24 protein-coding genes are annotated in these 16346 nt (G+C 63.8%); 11 read left to right on the forward strand and 13 right to left on the reverse strand.

Going from position 1 to position 16346, the window contains the following annotated elements; translation table 11 throughout:
• The first annotated feature begins 3 nt into the window (after positions 1–3).
• Complete coding sequence (locus tag QDT69_RS34260; protein WP_279710883.1) at positions 4–438, forward strand: DUF6157 family protein; 435 nt, start codon at positions 4–6, stop codon at positions 436–438.
• Positions 439–794: 356 nt separating this feature from the next.
• Here QDT69_RS34260 and QDT69_RS34265 read toward each other — a convergent pair whose 3' ends face one another.
• Positions 795–1580: an enoyl-CoA hydratase/isomerase family protein gene (locus QDT69_RS34265; protein ID WP_279710884.1), complete on the reverse strand. Its 786-nt coding sequence runs from the start codon at positions 1578–1580 to the stop codon at positions 795–797.
• A gap of 11 nt (positions 1581–1591) precedes the next feature.
• Complete coding sequence (locus QDT69_RS34270) at positions 1592–2704, reverse strand: cyclic nucleotide-gated ion channel (RefSeq protein ID WP_279710886.1); 1113 nt, start codon at positions 2702–2704, stop codon at positions 1592–1594.
• Positions 2705–3042: 338 nt separating this feature from the next.
• On the opposite strand from QDT69_RS34270, the gene QDT69_RS34275 reads away from it, so the two are divergent.
• Both QDT69_RS34275 and QDT69_RS34280 read left to right on the forward strand, forming a co-directional pair.
• Positions 3043–3711 (forward strand): Crp/Fnr family transcriptional regulator, encoded by a 669-nt coding sequence (locus QDT69_RS34275; RefSeq protein WP_279710887.1) that lies wholly within the window; start codon positions 3043–3045, stop codon positions 3709–3711.
• Entirely contained in the window at positions 3708–4610 is a 903-nt protein-coding gene (locus QDT69_RS34280; RefSeq protein ID WP_279710888.1) for a DUF6537 domain-containing protein, read from the forward strand. The genes QDT69_RS34275 and QDT69_RS34280 overlap by 4 nt, the downstream gene beginning before the upstream one ends.
• 257 nt (positions 4611–4867) lie before the next feature.
• On the opposite strand, the gene QDT69_RS34285 is transcribed toward QDT69_RS34280, so the two are convergent.
• The 3 genes from QDT69_RS34285 to QDT69_RS34295 all read right to left on the reverse strand — a co-directional run bounded on the left by QDT69_RS34285 (position 4868) and on the right by QDT69_RS34295 (position 5597).
• Positions 4868–5086 (reverse strand): hypothetical protein, encoded by a 219-nt coding sequence (locus QDT69_RS34285; RefSeq protein WP_279710889.1) that lies wholly within the window; start codon positions 5084–5086, stop codon positions 4868–4870.
• Between the two features lie 66 nt (positions 5087–5152).
• Positions 5153–5368: a hypothetical protein gene (locus QDT69_RS34290; RefSeq protein WP_279710890.1), complete on the reverse strand. Its 216-nt coding sequence runs from the start codon at positions 5366–5368 to the stop codon at positions 5153–5155.
• A 37-nt stretch (positions 5369–5405) separates the two neighbouring features.
• Positions 5406–5597 (reverse strand): hypothetical protein, encoded by a 192-nt coding sequence (locus tag QDT69_RS34295; protein WP_279710891.1) that lies wholly within the window; start codon positions 5595–5597, stop codon positions 5406–5408.
• Positions 5598–5884: 287 nt separating this feature from the next.
• Here QDT69_RS34295 and QDT69_RS34300 point away from each other — a divergent pair, with 287 nt between their 5' ends.
• The 4 genes from QDT69_RS34300 to QDT69_RS34315 all read left to right on the forward strand — a co-directional run bounded on the left by QDT69_RS34300 (position 5885) and on the right by QDT69_RS34315 (position 7952).
• Positions 5885–6091, forward strand: coding sequence for a hypothetical protein (locus QDT69_RS34300; protein WP_279710892.1), 207 nt, complete (start codon positions 5885–5887; stop codon positions 6089–6091).
• 90 nt (positions 6092–6181) lie between these two features.
• On the forward strand, positions 6182–6544 hold the full coding sequence (locus QDT69_RS34305; protein WP_279710894.1) for a PRC-barrel domain-containing protein: 363 nt from the start codon (positions 6182–6184) through the stop codon (positions 6542–6544).
• A 250-nt stretch (positions 6545–6794) separates the two neighbouring features.
• The gene (locus QDT69_RS34310; protein WP_279710895.1) at positions 6795–7562 is read left to right on the forward strand and encodes a Crp/Fnr family transcriptional regulator; all 768 of its coding nucleotides are present in this window, start codon (positions 6795–6797) and stop codon (positions 7560–7562) included.
• Positions 7563–7715: 153 nt separating this feature from the next.
• Positions 7716–7952, forward strand: a complete 237-nt coding sequence (locus QDT69_RS34315) for a hypothetical protein (protein WP_074126788.1) — start codon at positions 7716–7718, stop codon at positions 7950–7952.
• A gap of 300 nt (positions 7953–8252) precedes the next feature.
• Here QDT69_RS34315 and QDT69_RS34320 read toward each other — a convergent pair whose 3' ends face one another.
• The 5 genes from QDT69_RS34320 to QDT69_RS34345 form a co-directional block, all read right to left on the reverse strand.
• Positions 8253–8441: a hypothetical protein gene (locus tag QDT69_RS34320; RefSeq protein WP_074126775.1), complete on the reverse strand. Its 189-nt coding sequence runs from the start codon at positions 8439–8441 to the stop codon at positions 8253–8255.
• Positions 8442–8512: 71 nt separating this feature from the next.
• The gene (locus QDT69_RS34325) at positions 8513–8701 is read right to left on the reverse strand and encodes a hypothetical protein (RefSeq protein ID WP_279710896.1); all 189 of its coding nucleotides are present in this window, start codon (positions 8699–8701) and stop codon (positions 8513–8515) included.
• Positions 8702–8939: 238 nt separating this feature from the next.
• Positions 8940–9176, reverse strand: coding sequence for a hypothetical protein (locus QDT69_RS34330; RefSeq protein ID WP_279710897.1), 237 nt, complete (start codon positions 9174–9176; stop codon positions 8940–8942).
• Positions 9177–9518: 342 nt separating this feature from the next.
• Positions 9519–10295, reverse strand: coding sequence for a Crp/Fnr family transcriptional regulator (locus QDT69_RS34340; protein WP_279710899.1), 777 nt, complete (start codon positions 10293–10295; stop codon positions 9519–9521).
• A gap of 404 nt (positions 10296–10699) precedes the next feature.
• The gene (locus QDT69_RS34345) at positions 10700–12100 is read right to left on the reverse strand and encodes a TAXI family TRAP transporter solute-binding subunit (protein ID WP_279710900.1); all 1401 of its coding nucleotides are present in this window, start codon (positions 12098–12100) and stop codon (positions 10700–10702) included.
• Positions 12101–12520: 420 nt separating this feature from the next.
• Between QDT69_RS34345 and QDT69_RS34350 the strand changes: the two genes are divergently transcribed.
• Entirely contained in the window at positions 12521–12874 is a 354-nt protein-coding gene (locus QDT69_RS34350; RefSeq protein ID WP_279710901.1) for a DUF3307 domain-containing protein, read from the forward strand.
• A gap of 169 nt (positions 12875–13043) precedes the next feature.
• Positions 13044–13451: a hypothetical protein gene (locus QDT69_RS34355; protein WP_279710902.1), complete on the forward strand. Its 408-nt coding sequence runs from the start codon at positions 13044–13046 to the stop codon at positions 13449–13451.
• A gap of 7 nt (positions 13452–13458) precedes the next feature.
• Here the strand turns inward: QDT69_RS34355 and QDT69_RS34360 are convergent, their stop codons facing one another.
• Together QDT69_RS34360 and QDT69_RS34365 are read right to left on the reverse strand one after the other, a co-directional pair.
• The gene (locus tag QDT69_RS34360; protein ID WP_279710903.1) at positions 13459–13794 is read right to left on the reverse strand and encodes a YkgJ family cysteine cluster protein; all 336 of its coding nucleotides are present in this window, start codon (positions 13792–13794) and stop codon (positions 13459–13461) included.
• Positions 13794–14492, reverse strand: a complete 699-nt coding sequence (locus tag QDT69_RS34365; RefSeq protein ID WP_028336549.1) for a YafY family protein — start codon at positions 14490–14492, stop codon at positions 13794–13796. Before QDT69_RS34365 ends, QDT69_RS34360 begins: the two co-directional genes overlap by 1 nt.
• A 172-nt stretch (positions 14493–14664) precedes the next feature.
• On the opposite strand from QDT69_RS34365, the gene QDT69_RS34370 reads away from it, so the two are divergent.
• Positions 14665–14898, forward strand: coding sequence for a hypothetical protein (locus QDT69_RS34370; protein WP_279710904.1), 234 nt, complete (start codon positions 14665–14667; stop codon positions 14896–14898).
• 64 nt (positions 14899–14962) lie between these two features.
• Entirely contained in the window at positions 14963–15694 is a 732-nt protein-coding gene (locus QDT69_RS34375) for a glutathione S-transferase family protein (protein ID WP_279710905.1), read from the forward strand.
• On the opposite strand, the gene QDT69_RS34380 is transcribed toward QDT69_RS34375, so the two are convergent.
• Entirely contained in the window at positions 15691–16317 is a 627-nt protein-coding gene (locus QDT69_RS34380) for a pyridoxamine 5'-phosphate oxidase family protein (RefSeq protein ID WP_279710906.1), read from the reverse strand. The genes QDT69_RS34375 and QDT69_RS34380 overlap by 4 nt on opposite strands.
• Positions 16318–16346: the final 29 nt, after the last annotated feature.

The following is a 16346-nucleotide window of genomic DNA, read 5'->3' on the forward strand; positions in this document are numbered from 1 at the left end:
CCGATGGCGAAAGAGCTGCACAGCACCAACTGCTTCAACACCCTGATCCGCGTCGCCGAGGATTGCCCGGCGCGGAGCGGCGAGGAGCCGCAGCTGCGCGGCGGCCAGCCGACGGTCGCCGTGCTGCAATTCCGGATGATTTCCGGCGCGCCCTACAAATACACCTCCGACGACGTGGTGTTCGCCACGTCGTCGGCCGGCCGCGCGCTCGATAGCAAGGCGGCGAAGAAGGAGCGCAGCCTCGCGCGGGAGACCTTTTTCTCGCGCGGCCAGGCGTGCATGCGCGCCTCGCCGCTCGGCAAACGCTTCGGCTGGGGCGTGCACGCCGACGCCGAAGGCCGCATCGCGATCTACGCCGTCGACAGCAAGCGCTACCAGGCACTGGCGCGCGACCCCGACATCACGCAGACCCGCGCGATGCGGAGCAAGCGGGCGTAAGGTCCCCTTCTTATCCTCCCTTGGAGGGGGAGGATCGACGCGAATGAAATGAGCGGCGAGGTGGGGTGATCTCTCCAATCGGGCGCTGCCCGTGTTGAGAGATCACCCCACCCCGTCTTACATTCCGCTGCGCTGCATGCGCAACGACCCTCCCCCTCCAGGGTAAGGTGGTATCAGTGCGTTCCTGCTAGACCCGTCATCCTGAGGAGGGCCAACGGGTCCGCGCGAAGCGCGGCCCGATGACAGGCTCCGCGCGTCTCGAAGGATGCACGGCCACCAGCTGGGCCGTCGACCCTTCGAGACGGCCGCTCCGCGGCCTCCTCAGGGTGACGGTGCTGATAGTGTGGGGCGGTGCCCTAGAACCTTGGCGCCCGCTTTTCGGCGAAGGCCTTGATGCCTTCCTTGATCTCGTCGCCGCGCATGCTGTCGCGATGGCGGGCGTCGGCGGCGGCCTCATCCAGCTCGCCGCGGGCGAATTCGTTGATCGCGCGCTTCATGCCGGCCATTGCCTTCGGCGCATTGCCGGCCAGGATCGTCGCCAGCTTGTCGACCTCCTCGTCTAGCAGGTCGAGCGACACCATCGCGGTGAGGTAGCCGATCCGCAGCATCTCCGGCGCCGTGATCTTCTGCGCGGTCAGGAACAGCATCTTGGCGTTGTCGACGCCGAGCCGCGTGACGTAGCGCTGGATGCCGCTCTTGTAATAGTGCAGCCCGAGCCGCGCCGCCGGCATGAACATCTCGGCGGTATCGACGCCGATGCGGAAGTCGCAGGCGAGCGCAAGGTCGGTCGAGCCGCCATAGACGCCGCCATTGAGCCGGCAGATCGTCGGCACGCTCAAATCCTCAAGCCGGTTGACCACGACCTCAAACGCCGAGCCCGCGCTCTGCTGCTCATTGGCGCTCACCGCGCGCTCGGCCACCGAGTTGAGATCGTAGCCCGCCGAGAACGCGCGGCCGGTTCCGGTCAGCACCAGCACCCGGATCGCAGGATCGGCCTCGATCCGGTCGAACAGTTTCACGAGCTCGCCGAGGTCCTCAGCCTGCAGGCGGTTGAGATGCTTCGGCCGGTTGAGGCGGATCGTGGCGCGCGCGCCCGCGATTTCGAGCACGGGTCCGCTGGCGGTGTCGGCCGCGTCAGCCATCTTGGTCTCCATTATTGATTCTCACGTTCGCGCCGCTTCGCCTCGGCATCGATGGTCTCGGCGAGATCGGGATGCCTTGCCATCAACAGGCGGAAATCGACCAGGTCAAGCACCAACAGCCGGGTCACCTTGCTGGTCGCGACGCTGGCGCCGCGCTTGGCGTTGCCGAGCAGCGCCATCTCGCCGAAGAACGCGCCTTCGCCCAGCTTGACCTTGCGCCCGGGCAGGTCGACCTCGACCTCGCCGGCGGCGACGAAATACATGCAATCGCCGTTGGTGTCCTTGCGGATGATCATGGTGCGCGGCGGCAGGTCGATGGTCCGCAGCACCTGGGTGACGTCGGCGATCGCGGCGGGGCCGAGATGTGCGAAGAACGGCACCTTGCTGACGGTCTCCCAGGTTCTCAGGAAATTGTCGCGGCGGGTTTCGTTGGCAAAGCCGGTCGCCAGAATACCGGTCCACAACCCGAACACGCCGAGGCCCGAGATCATCACCATGGCGGCGACGATGCGGCCGAGCGGGGTGATCGGCACCACGTCGCCATAGCCGGTCGTGGTCAGCGTCACCACCGCCCACCACAGCGCCGCCGGCACGCTGCCGAAGGTTTGCGGCTGGACGTCCCGTTCCAGGAAGTATTCGGCGACCGAGGCCAGAAACACCACCATCAGGAAGATCACGAGCACGCTGAGCAGCGGGCCGGATTCCACTACCAGCACGCGGCGGAGCTGGCGCAGGCCGGGAATGCCGGGCACCACCTTGAGCACCCAGAGCACGCCGAGCAGCCATGCGGTCTTCGGCTCGATGCCGGCGAGCAGCGCCAGCGGCACCGCCAGCGCGCCGATCGCATCGACGATGCCGGCGCTGGACAGCTGGTAGAACCAGAACTTGTCCTGCCGCCGCATGTGGCGCAGCCGCACCAGCCATTCGAACACGAAATAGGCAAGGCAGGCCCACAGCAGCGCATCGACCCAGCGCGGCACCGCGTCATAGGCCGGCGCGACCGTCAGCAGCGTCATCATGGCAACGCCGACCGTGACCGCGACATAGGCCGCCGTGGTCATATTGCGGCCGGCGGTGGCGGAAACGAAGCGCGTCAAGGCCGGAAGGACGAGCGGCTTGGACATCGGAACGGAGCTTGCCTGTCGCTGAACTGCTGGAATCAAGGCCCCGCGAGCGGTGGAGCCTGTGTCACAACGTGCCTCTCCCGGTTGAGGCCGTCAACGCGCAGGCCGCGGCGGGATGATCGCGGCGAAAGTCCCGTCTGTTGGACGAATGGCCTAACCATGTTGGCCCGTTTTTGCGCCCGCGAATGTGAGAAATCGGACAAATCGTCGCTTTTTTCCCCATATATCAAGGATGCCGGCGGACGCGATAGCTATGCGACTTGGGCGGGCAACCTGAGCAGGAATGAAGCGACTAATAAGGCGATCTTGTTCACTTCTTGAGAATTGGTTGGTTTCCGATGGATACCTCACATCTCGCCCAGCACGCCGGTGCCGCCGGCAGTTTCTTCGCATCGATCTTCGTGGTTGCGACGCTCTCGATGCGCACCATGATCCCGTTGCGCGTCTTCGCCATCCTGACCAACATCATCCTGATCGCGACCGCGGTCCCGACCCACAATTACGCGACGCTGATCCTGCACGCGGTGCTGCTGCCGGTGAACACCTATCGTCTGCACCAGATGCTGCAACTGGTCCGCAACGTGAAGAAATCGGTCAACAGCGATCTGTCCATGGATTGGCTCCGGCCGTTCACGACGGAGCGCAAATGCACCGCGGGCGAGGTCCTGTTCTACAAGGACGAGAAGGCCGACAGCATCTTCTACATCGTCAGCGGCCGCTTCCGCCTGGTCGAATCCGGCATCGAGCTGCCGGTCGGCGCCCTGGTCGGCGAGTTCGGCATGCTGTCGCCGTCGAACACGCGAACCCAGACGCTGGAGTGCGTCGAAACCGGCATGGTGCTGTCGGTGACCTATGACCAGGTCGAGCAGCTTTACGTGCAGAACCCGGCGTTCGGCTTCTATTTGCTGCGTCTGTTCAGCGCCCGCCTGTTCCAGAATATCGCGACGCTCGAGCAACGGCTCGCGCAACACGCCACCCCACAGGTCGCGGAGCCAAAACCTGCATGAGCCCCGCGACCAGTTCTGGAGGCGCCGCAGTGCCGGATGACGACAGTCTGCTGGCTTCGCTCCGTTACTTGTTTGCCGATATCATCGGCGACGAGGACGAGGGACCGCCGGTGTTGCCCGAGGCCTGCCCGGACCATCTCGGGCCGGCGGTCACCGCGGCCATCCAGCTGTTGATCGTCTATCAGAGCACGAGCTACGCCCAGCTCTATATCGACCGGCTCAAGCGCTTCGTCGGGCGCCGCGGCGTTGACGACACCCTGCTGGCAGAGATCGCGCGGCTGATGGCCGAGCGCATGGCCTATGAGGATGCGATCCGCATCGCGCAGCTCAAGCTCGGCGAAGTCAATGCGGCGGGCGGCCTTGCGGCGCGCTCCGCCGACGACGTCAAGAAGCTGCGCCTCGACGAGTTGATCGACGCCTTGCCGGAGATGGTCGCCGATCCGATCCTCGGCGTGCTCGATCAGTTCGGCTGGCGCCGCCGCCGGGTCTCGATCCGCTTCAACGCCAACACCCGCTTCAGCGTTCGCCGGCTCAGGATCGAGGCGGGCCTGAAGCGCTGGCGGCTGTTCTCGGGGCGCTACGCCAAGGAGCGGGTCTGGGTCGAGCGCTGGCTGCACATGATCGACCGCAGCCTGACCAAGCAGCCGGCCGCTGCCCCGGCCATCGTGCAGACCGCGACCATGATCCAGGGCTACGGCGATCGCTATCGCCAGGGCATCGCGGACTGGCACGTAATCATCGACGGGCTGGTCAAGCCGACCTTCGACGGCGTGCTCGCGCTCCCCGACCTTGCTGGCGCCATCACCGAGGCCCGCGCCGCCATCATGCCTGATCCGCGGCAGGCATCGCTCAAGCGCAAGATCGCCGAGATTCGCGCGCGGGTGGCGGTGGCATCCTAGCGCCAGCCTATCCACGTCATTGCGAGTGAAGCGAAGCAATCCATCGCTCGGCAAGCGGAGGAATGGATTGCTTCGTCGCTGCGCTCCTCGCAATGACGTGGACAGACACGGACCTATCACCGTCATCCTGAGGTGCGAGCGAAGCGAGCCTCGAAGGATGCACGGCCACAGACGGGCCGTCGATCCTTCGAGACGCGCTACGCGCTCCTCAGGATGACGGGACGGACATCGCGGAGCTAAGCCTTTCTCGAAACCACCTACCGCTTCACGTGCGGCGGCTCGTCGTAGCCGCGGCGGCTGGAATAGAACAAGAGGCCCATCAGGCCGACGCAGACCGTGCCCAGAACCGCAATTCCGATCGTGAACATGACGATGCCGGAGGTCGGCACCGGAGCGTCTACGGTGAGCCCTTCATAGGCGTAGACGCCGACGGCGGCCAGGAAGACGAGCAGGCCGATGCTGATTGCAATGCGCATGGGTATCTGCCTTTGCTGAAGACCAGAGGAGCAAGGCAGGTTGCAGGCAAGGCAGGTTATGCGAATTTATCCCGCCGCCGCGGTGACCTTGGCCAGCGCCTGCTGTCCGGCTTGGGTGAGCTCGGAGAGCGTCGTCCTGCCGCTCTTGGCGCATTTGATGATGTATCTGGCAACGCGCCTGCGGGTGTCATGTTCCTCGCCGTGAAGCGCGTTGGCGCAGACGTGGTCGAGTGCATAATTCATGGCGGCGAGTGTACGCGAGTCAAATCGTTCCTCGATCATCGCGGCTCTCCCATCGCAGCTTGCTCCGGTCTTGCGGCTATTTGCGGAGTGTCAGCTGCTCGCTGACTTCCATCACGGTCTCGGTCTGCCTGGCCTTCTTCATCAGCGTCTCGCGCTCCCGCCCCGGCGGCAGCTTGCGTGCTGCAATGCGCGAATCCTCGGCGAATTTTTGCAGGCGTTCCTCGAATGATCCGGGAGGCCGCGACCTGTTGCGCTTCTTCTTGACCATGCCGCCTCCTCGCTGGAACCAGCGATACTAGGCATGTTCCCCGGAGGGCGTCGTTAACCCATGACAACGGCTTAAACGAAATCGCCGTCGGCACCGCAGGAACGATCTTCGGCGCCATGCGTAACGCTCACACGTTCGCTGCTTTGCTCCCCGAAGGCAGTGGACTAATCCGGTGACGGGCCTCGGCGAATTGCATCGCCGGGGCCCGCATAGCTTCAAGGCAATTGAGTCAAAGGAAACGAACCAAGGGAAACGAACCAAGGAAAACGAGCCAAGGGAGATGAGCAATGGCACATTCGAACCACGGCATCGTGAAGGACGACAAGGGCCAGGAGCAGCCGGCCGACAAGGCGCGCGCGCGGACCGCCCACAATACAGATCAGCGAAAACCGGCAAAGCCCGAAGCGACGCGGGATCCGAAGTTGAGCGACGCGGACAAAACTCCGGGATCCGGCATGACGGCTGACGATCGCGGAGATCCACCGACCGGCTGAACCGCGTTTTGCTGTGCAGCAACTGCGGCAACGTGGCAGGAACGAAGATCCTGCTTCATCGTTGGCCCCCGGAGATCAATGGAGAATGATATGGCGATGGACGAGAGGGAGCTCGGAAACCTGATCGGCAGCGACAAGGTCGAAGGCACCGCGGTCTATGGCTCGGACGAGCGCAAGATCGGCTCGATCGAGCGCGTGATGATCGACAAGAAGAGCGGCCGGGTGTCCTATGCTGTGCTCGGCTTCGGCGGCATTCTCGGCCTCGGCAACGACCACTATCCGCTGCCCTGGCAGTCGCTCAAATATGACACGAGGCTCGGTGGTTATGTCACCGGCGTGACCGAGAGCCAGCTGCGCGGCGCGCCGAAATACGGCAGCGAGCGGGACTGGAATTGGGCCGACATCGGCACCACGCGGGCGGTGAATGATTACTACGGTGTGCCGTTCGTCTGAGCGACGACGGCTCCCGCAAGGCTGACGCTTGCAGGCCTGCGTCTTTGCAAGGCTCTCCGCTCGCAAGGCTCTTGGGACGCCAACGGCGGCGATGCCCTGACAGTAACTGAACTGTAAGACGCATGAGGACAATAACCGTCGCGTCCTCTGGCGTCTGTACACTAGTGCACATACGTCAATAGCTGTGCAATGTAACATGCGTTATTGAAAACAGCCCGGCAGTTACCCGATTACACCTGCGGGGAGATCAATGTCGTCGGCGTCGCTAGTCTGGAAATTGGAGCAGTTCGTACGGCTTTCGCCGGTAGACCACGTCATCCTCAATCGCGCGGCGACCGAGCGTGTCCGCCATTTTGCGCCGCGCGTCGATATCGTCCGTGAAGGCGAGAAGCCGAAGGATGTCCATCTGATCCTGTCCGGCTGGGCCTATCGCTACAAGCAGCTCGAGGATGGCCGGCGCCAGGTGGTGTCGTTCTTCCTGCCCGGCGACATCTGCGACGTGAATGTTTTCATCCTGCGCGAGATGGATCATTCGATCGGCACCATCACCGCGGTGTCGATCGCCGATCTCTCGCGCGAGTTCTTCGACAAGGTCGCAGCCGGGCATCCGCGCATCGTCACTGCGTTCTGGTGGGAAACCCTGGTCAATGCAGCGATCCAGCGCGAATGGATCATGAGCCTCGGCCAGCGCACGGCGCTGGAGCGGATCGCCCATCTGCTCTGCGAGATCTGGCTTCGGCTGCGTCTCGCCGGCCTGACCCGGGCCGACAGCTGCGACTTCCCGCTGACCCAGGGCGATCTCGCCGACGCCACCGGGCTTTCCAAGGTCCACGTCAACCGGACCCTGCAGGAGCTGCGCGCCGAGGGGCTGATCGTCCTCAAGGGCAAGACGCTGTCCGTCCCCAATCTCGACCGGCTGATGCGCGCGGGCCTGTTCAATCCGAACTACCTGCATATGGATCACGAGGGGAGGCAGCTCGACGCTGTCAGGACGTCGTCGGACGTTGCAGCGGGATGACCGGCGCGTCCTTCGGGAGATGCGCAACGCGCAGGGCTCCACGGGCGCAAGCAGAATCTGGCGCGCCGCAGTTCCCATGAAACCCAGCTAGGAACGATTTCCCTGTGCTTCCTGTTGTTGACCATGGCCGCCGACCATGACGGAGGCGATCGGATGCTGCGCTATTTCTTCGATATCAGGGATGGCACCGGGCTCTATCCGGATGAAGAGGGCCTGGAGTTTCCGGATCAAAGATCCGCCGAAATGGAAGCCGCCCGCACCCTCGGCGAACTGGCGAGGGACTTTGCGGCGCTGGACGACCGGCACGACGTTGCAATCGAGGTGCGGACGGAAGACGGCGCCGTGTTCAAGGCTGCCTTCATTTTCGAAACCCGTCATCCAAGGCAATAAGTCTGTCTCTGTTCGGCGCGCGAATCGCTTATTCGTGTTCCGGCTTCCCGGTCTGGCCGGTCAACCGGCGACCCCCGGCGCTGGAGGTTTCACGGCGCCAGGGATCACCACTCCCGATGGGCTTGGGGGCTGAAGTCGGGAGCTTCGAGTCGACTCCCGGTGTTCCGCTTGGTTCCAAACGGGGCCTCCTAATTTCTGTTCGCCGGTGGTCCGACCGAGCAGCTGCCGGCTATCGGTGCGCGCCAGCGTGTTGTTCATTGGGTGCAAGTTTTCGATCTGTATCAGCCACGCCAACGCAGCTCATCGCGTGCCGGGATGCTTCGCGAGGGTAGCCTTGGCCCTGGCGATCGCCTCCTGGGTGCTTTGGAAGGTCTGCGTCCTGATCGTTGGCCCGCCGGCAAGCGGTGTGATTTCGACCAGATAGCCGCCGCCGCGTTGCTCGACGATGGTTAGTCGATGGCCCTGATATTCGATCTCGTCGACTGGCATTTTCGGGCTCGCCCATCTTCAATCGGTCGGTACGCTTTCTGCTGATCCAAAGCTTTCCCAGATCGGTAGCCTTAGGTCGGCGAAGTCAGCCACTCGGTCATCTGCGCGGCCGTCTCGTCCTGGCGCGCCTTGCGGAGCAGCGCATCGCGCTTGGGGCCGAGAGGAAGGGTACTCGCCGCCTCGCGCAGATCGTTTGCCTCCTGGGCGAGGCGTTCTTCCAGCGACTGGATTTGGCGCACGCGACGACGACGCTTTGTCATGACGCTGCTCCCTTGTTGATGCAGGCGGGAGCACTATTGGTCTCTCAGTCACCGACGCCTACGGGCTATGCCTTGGCCGGTGATGGGGGAAAACGGCTTGGCTGAGGGAAGGTTGCTATAAGTCGGAAATCCGACTCGCGAGCCTCTATTGCCTCTATCGCCATTGCTTCGATCGTTCCTCCGGCCACCACGTCGCAAGCGAGTCCGTCGCGGAAAGCTGGCTGGGAACCAGACATCCTTATTTGCCAGGAGTCCTGGCTTCAAACGTGACGACGTAATTTTTGCGCGCGCCCTCGAAGGTTGCGAGAGGCAGACCCTCCTCATTCCGGATGGTGAGCGTTCGTCCGCTGAGTGCCGCAATCCGGCGGCCGACGTCAAGCGCGGTTTCCTCGTCTGTGAGATCGAGAACGATGACCGACGTTGAGCAAAGCCCGGCGCCCGAAACCGTGAAGACGGGAGATTTTCTCTCGTTCATGACTATCTCGGCGGCTGCAGTCCAGGCGAACTCAGCCACTCGTCCAGATGCGATGCCGTGTCGGCCTGCTGCGCCTTGCGGAGCAGATCCTCCTTCTTGGGGCAAGGCGGGAGCGCAGTAGCAAGCTCACGCGCTTGCTGCGCATAGGAAATGAGACGATCTCGAAGTGTTTGCGTTTGCTCGAAACGACGCCGCTTTTGCATGGCGCAGCTCCCTTGAGTTGGGCGGGAGCGCAACTGGCGTTCTCATCACTGATGGTTGCCGAGGGCTGGGCAGTGATGGGGTTAGTAGATTCCCGTTATGTCGGGTTGTCGACTTAATTCTGCGCAGGAGGCAAAACAATTAGGAACCGGCTCGTTTCAGCAATTCGTAGCACTCGCACGAATTGGCCAGCAGAAGGCGGCGATTCAGGATCTGCAGCTTCCCGCGCGAATAGGTGATGGCGCCCCGCTTTTGGATATCTTTCGCAGTATCCGTGATGGTGGTGCGGCGCACGCCGAGCATCTGGGAGAGCAATTCCTGTTTGAGGTCGAACTGATCGCTCTCCGCCCGGTCCGCAGTGTGAAGCAGCCAGCGGCAGAAGCGCTCCTCAACGAGATGAAGTGAGTTGCAGGCCGCAGTAATCCGGGCCTGGTCGAGCAATATGTCAGCATTCTTGAGGCATATTTCCGCCATTGCGGTGCTGCTTGCCAGGATCGTGCGGAAGTCCTCCATCGAAATCCTCAAGGCGCGCACGGGCAATTGAGCGACGATGCGGACCAGCGATGCTTGCGAGCCAAGGCCTGCGCGGACACCGATCAAGCCTTCCCGCCCGACGACCGAAGTCTCGGCCATCCGCCCGTCTCTCAGGACAACCAGCAGCGAGAGCATGCCCGATAACGGGAAGTAGATGTCCGTGACTTCCTCGCGCTCCCTTTGGACGACGTCGCCTTGGGTGAACTCCACGACGTTCGACTTCGCCGCCAGCGACTGCAAGTCACGAGGAGGAAGAAGCGCCAGGAGTTCGTTGCGAAGGGGGCTGTCCATCATGCGCAACCTTTCGCCCGATCGGTCGGGCAGGTCCGCAGTGGGCAGGTAACGCTCCGAAGGCGTTCCGCGGAACGGGATACGAAAAGCCAATCAGGCCGGCTCCGGTCCGTTCCTATTATTTTGGGGCATACCCACTGACCATAGGTCGCGCAGAAACGGGCCCATCAACGGGATTCGGGGCCACGTCGAAGCCTTGGCGGAGACTGGACCGGGCGATCCAGTACGCCGCGGCCCCTCGGCTTATGCACAGCCGCTGGAATACAGGATCACCCCGCATGCGCGGGTGATGTCACCGCGTGTCTGGTATCTTGAATCGAGAACCGATCCCCATCGTCGTCCTGGCGCACGGGACCCATTGCCCCAAATCTCGAATGCCGCGCGACGCTGTGGCCACGACCCCGTTCATCACCGAGTGCGGTGGTTATGGGTCCTGGCTTTCGCCAGGACGACGGCAATCAATGTGGCGCGACCAACTCGCAAGACCAGATTGGTCCTCACCCGTTCGCGGTCTTCACCACCACGAGGGTGTCATCCGGTGTTGCCGGGTGGCGCTTGAGATGATCGCGGCGCAGGGCGATCTCGTCGCGGACCAGCTCGTAGCCAAGCTTGAAGGTGTCGAGGCCGTCGCTGGAAACCGTGCCGTCGCGCAGGCCGATCACCGCACCGCGCAGGATCGCCTCGAGCTCGTCCTGCAGTTCGTCGAGGTCCTCGGTGCAGGTGGTGTGCTCGACGCGCTCGCCGATGTCGAGGATCCGGCCAGCCAGCTCGCTGGCCCGCGCCGGCGCGACGCGGGTAACCTTGGTGTAGATCGCAGCGAAGATCGAGCCGATGATGCTGAGCGCGGCGGCGCCGAGATACATCACGTCGCTGTAGCGATCCATGAACGACTTGGTGTCGTCGTTGATGTATTCGGCAGCGCCCTGGTGGGCGACGATGAAGGCGTCCTTGTCGGTCGCGGCCGGCTCGATCCTGGAGGCGAAGCCGTTGTCGAGCGCGAGCTCGGACTTGTTCTCATAGACGATGCGCGCAAGCTCGGCGGCCGTCGTCGTGGGCATCCAGGATTGCGCCACCAGCAGCCATTCCAGCCCGATAGTGTCGACGTCGTCGTCGGGGATCGCCGGCGAGGACGACAGCATGCCGGTCGAGACCGTCTCCTCCGAGATCGCCGGATATTTGCGCGCCAGTGCCTTGGCCTCGTCGATTGCGTTCAGCGTGAAGCCGCCGGCGCGCTTGGCGTATTGCTCGTATGTCTTGTCCTTGATGATCTTCGAGGCATGCTCGATCGCGACCACGGCGGCAAAGCCCGAGGCGAACAGTTTGTCGAACGGGGTATTCGGCGGCGCCTGCTGCACCCGCTGCGCCGCATCCGGGCTGTCGGAAATCTCCAGCGCGCTGCGGACGAAATTGACGCCGTTCTCGCCGTCGCCGACGACGGCGATCTTCTTCCGCTTGAGCTCGGGCAGCGATTTGATCTTCTTGCCGCCGGGGCTGAGCACCAGCACCACGTCATGCTCGAGGATCGCGATGGCGCGGGCGCGCGGCGGCACCTTGGCGTCGGTGCGCAGAATGGCAAGCGAGGCGTCGCGGCGGTCGAACTGCGCCAGCGCCTTGGCGTTGTCGGGGTTCGGCGCGATCTTCAGCCGCAGCCGCGACGAATTGTTCTTCAGCACGGTCGCAAGGCGGGCGGCGAACTTCGCCTCCGGGCCGTTGGCATCGCCGACCGCGAACACCAGCGTTTCGGAGTTGCGCAGCCAGACCCGGCCGCCGATCACCGTGATGGCGCTGAGCAGCAATGTCAGCAGGGTGAAGATGATGATCTGCGCGCGGTTGCTCTTGGCGACCGGAGCGCGCGGCCGCGGCGGCATCGGCGAAGGCGCGGGGGCTTCGGCACTCATGGCTGATCACGTGGCTCGTCACGCGTCAGGGACGGCCCGTTGCCGGAACGGCGCCGCGCTGCCCGGCGAATCCGTAAATGACTATAAAAGAAAGAAAATTTCCTGTGCGGCCGACGATATACCTCCCCGGCGGGAATGCAAACCGGCCGCCGGCCGTAACCTTAATCCCGGACGGTCTGCGCCGCGATGCCACATGACCATCGCCACTATCGACGGCTGAACCCAGATGTGATTTTCGAGGGGCCGCAGGTGCATTCCGCCGCGGGAGATGTCATAAATGATACAAGCTTCGGTTTGCGGAATTGTGCTGACGGCCTGACCCGGATTTTCTTGCAATCACATTCATCGAAGTAAAAGGGCGTCAGCTTGTTGTTTCCTGCCATGTCATCGTCGGTGTCGGTTGGTGCCCTGGTGGGATGGATGTTGCTTCTCACTGCAAAGCACATCATCGCCGATTTCATGCTGCAGAATGCCTGGATGGCGATCGGCAAGGACCAGAAGACCGGCTGGGCCATGCCGCTGCTCGCGCATTGCCTGATCCATCTCGCGGTCGCGCTGGCGCTGATCCTGGTAGTGGCGCCGCGGTTCTGGTACGTCGCCTTCATCGACTTCGTGATCCACATCATCGTCGATCGCTGCAAGGGCATCTGCGCCTCGCATTTCGGCGTCACGTTGGAGGCCGGCCATCCCTGGTTCTGGACCCTGATCGGGGTCGACCAGGCGCTGCACCACCTCACCGGCTTTGCGCTGTCGATCTACATGGCCGCGAACTAAGCGGCCGACCAACGCCTCTTCCTTCATTTCAGGCAATCGACCATCCGCCCGCACCTGGCGGATGTGATTCGCGTGCAACGGGCAAGCCTCTCCGGAGACGACCGGAGGCCGTGGTTAACCTTTCGTTAGAGGATTGCGCGGCATCTTCCCGATCGAGGGGGATTTGCAAATGTTTTCAAGCCGCGACGCCTTCGAGAACGATGCCTGCCCGGTTGCCGACGACCTGCTCGGCCAGATGTATCGCGCCAATCCGAACGGGCTTTCGTTGCTGGTCGCCAATGTCGCGCCCGATATCAGGGCGAGGCTGGCGCTGTTCTGCTATCGCCGCAGCCACCTGCACGCACTCGCGGTGGCGATTGCGTCGAGCTGCAGCGAATGGGAGCTGGTCAATTCCGGCGGCCGTGTCGGGTCGACGCTGTACGCGCTGTCGCGTGAGCCGGCTCGCGTGACGACCGCTTCGCATGGCGGCCGCAAGCCGATCACGCTGTCGACCAAGCCGCTGTCGAGCTTCGCACCTGTTGTCGATGACGAACTCGACGACGAGGACGTCAGCGAGACGGTGACTGTGACGGCCTAACTCGTGCTCAATCCGGCTGCGCGCTCGGGATGAGCGGCAGCCCAAGCCGGCGCCGCGCCATCGCGCATTCCGCGTCGCCCGGCTGGCAGGTCCGGCACACCTCCGGCCGCACCGCATAGACCTCGCAGCGCGTTGCTTCTCCGACCCGCCCTGACAGCGCCGAGCAGCGGTCGCCCTCGCAGCGCATCCCTGACTGTCGCGCGTTGACGAATTGCGCCGGGATCAGGTCGAGCTGCGCATCGTCCTCGATCGTGAAGCGCGGCCAGTTCTCCGAATAGCTGCAGCAGGCGCCGCAGGACTGGCACGGGCTCGCATCCGCCGTGTCGATCGCGTTGCCGGCCATCAGGTGTCCCTCGGCGCTTCCCAGACCAGGCTGCGCCGCCAGCGCGCCCTCAGCAGGTCGCGCCGCTCCGGATACTTCTCGTCGTGGTAAACAGCGGTGACCACGCGGTCGGTGCGGAAGCTGCGGAAATCCTTGCGCAGCTCGCACCAGGCGGCGAGCAGCCGTACCGCCTCGTGATAGCCGACCGCGATCGGCCAGATCGTGCGCTCAGAGTCGCGGCCATGCTCGTCGCGATAGTTGAGCGTGATCTTCTTGCCCTCGTGGATCTGGCTGCGGGTCCTGACCATGTCGATGCGGTCGGGCTCCCGGTTCCAGGCGGAGCGGGCGCGGCTTGCCGGCTCCAGCACGAACGGCCGCAGCCGGTCGGGCACGGTCTCGGCGATCTTGGCCATCAGGTCCTCGGCCGCGCGCGCCAATGCCGGATCGGCGTGACCGACCACCCATTGCGCGCCGAGCACGCAGGCCTCGATCTCGTCGGGTGTCAGCATCAAAGGCGGCAGGTCAAAACCCTTCTCGAGGATGTAGCCCATGCCGGCCTCGCCGCGGATCGGCACCCGCTGCTCGATCAGGCTGGCAATGTCGCGATAGATCGTCCGCTTCGATGTCTCGAGCTCGGCTGCGATTGCATCGGCGGTCAAAGGCTTACGGGTGCGGCGAAGCACCTGGATGATCTGAAACAGCCGGTCGGCGCGTCTCATGGCAAAGTTCTCTTTGGTCGCTCTCTTGCAGCTGTCTTGACGACTGTCTTGACGGATCTCGCGGTGTCTCGACGCGTCGGCTTTTCGCGCCCTGTGTCACTGCTGCTGACAGCATGTTGGCAGCAGGTGGGGGCTATATCAGGACAACACCTCAAGTGAAGGGAATTTGTCCATGACGAATCTTGATGAGCTCGGTTTCAGGCAGGCGCAGAGCTTCGCGCTGGAACAACTGGTCACGGTCTACTCCACCTCTGACGACCTGCGCTGGGCCCTGGTCGCGCTGGTCGCACAGTCCATCGGCGCCGCCTGGTCCTACGGGCGGGCACGGCTGGTCAAGCGCGTTCGCGAGGCGGTTCGCCGCCTCGCGCCCGCAGGCCCGCTCGGCAGGGAATGCCACTACTGCTGACACCATGCTGGCAGCAGGGGACAGCTAGCTTCGTTTTACGACCACAGGCGATCGGGAGCTTCATATGATTACGCTTTTTGGCTTTGGCACGGGCTTCGGTCTGCCGGAAATCAGCCCCTTCGTGACCAAGACCGAGGTCCAGCTCAAGATGGCCGGGCTTGCCTACACCAAGGAGAAGGCGATGCCGCCGGCCTCTCCCAAGGGCCAGCTGCCGTTCATTTCCGATGACGGCGAGACGATCGCCGATTCGACCTTCATCCGCGCCCATATCGAGGGCAAATACGGTTTCGATTTCGACGCGCCGCTGAGCCTGCAGGCGCGCGCGCAGGCCTGGGCCTTCGAGCGCATGATCGAACATCACGTCTACTGGGCGCTGGTCGGCGCGCGCTGGGTCGACGATACCAATTTCGCCAAGGGACCCGCGCATTTCTTCGACGGCGCGCCCGATCATCTGCGCGACAAGATGCGCGAGGACGCCCAGTTCCGCGTGGCCGAGAACTATCTGCTCAGCGGGCTTGGCCGCCATGGGCCCGACGAGGACGTCGATGTCGCGATGCGCTCGCTGTTTGCGCTGTCGGTACAGCTCGGCGACAAGCCCTATCTGATGGGCAACGCACCTTGCGGCACGGACGCCACCGCGTTCGGCGCGCTGGCGGGGATCCTGACGCCGTTCTTCGATTCGCCGCTGCGCGAGCGCACCGAGAAGTTCGACAATCTCACCGCCTATGTCGGCCGGATGATGCAGCAATATTATCCGGAGTTCGCCTGGGCGCCGCTGCAGCAGCAAGCGGCTTAAGCCGGCGCGGGCTCGCCCTTCAATGCGGCGAGCTCCGCCTCGAGCTCGGCGATGCGCTGGTCGCGTGAGGACAGCGCGGCCGCAACATCCGCGGCGTCGAACTTCTGCGGAATGTGCTGCGGGCAGTTGGTGTCCCACGCCGCGACCTTGAACAGGATCACCTGCTCAGGCCGTGCGCGATAGCCTTGCGGCATCAGCGCGCGTGTCAGCGCTGGATCGTCTTCCACGACCCGCGCCTCGCCCCACAGCTTGACGCGGCGGCGGTGCGCATAATCCATCACGAAGATATACGCCTTCGCATTCTCCGAGAGATTGCCCTGCGTGATGAACTGCCGGTTGCCGCTATAATCGGCAAACGCGATGGTCTGCTTGTCGAGTACCTTGATAAAACCCTTCGGCCCGCCGCGATGCTGGATGTAGGGCTGCCCGTCCGCCGAGGCGGTCGCGAAATAGAAGCTGTTCACCTCGCCGAGGAAGCCGGCGAGGCTCTCGTCGATCTCGGTGCGCCAGCCGCCGTGCGCCTCGACCTCGGCATACGTGTCGCGCGAACCCTTGCGGGTCTGGATCACCTTGACCGCCGGGGTGAAGGCGACGTCGCTGGGATAGGTGTGGGCATCGGACATCTGGGCCTTCCGAAACGGGCGTCCTGCCA

This window comes from Bradyrhizobium sp. CER78 (assembly GCF_029846235.1).
GTDB lineage: Bacteria > Pseudomonadota > Alphaproteobacteria > Rhizobiales > Xanthobacteraceae > Bradyrhizobium.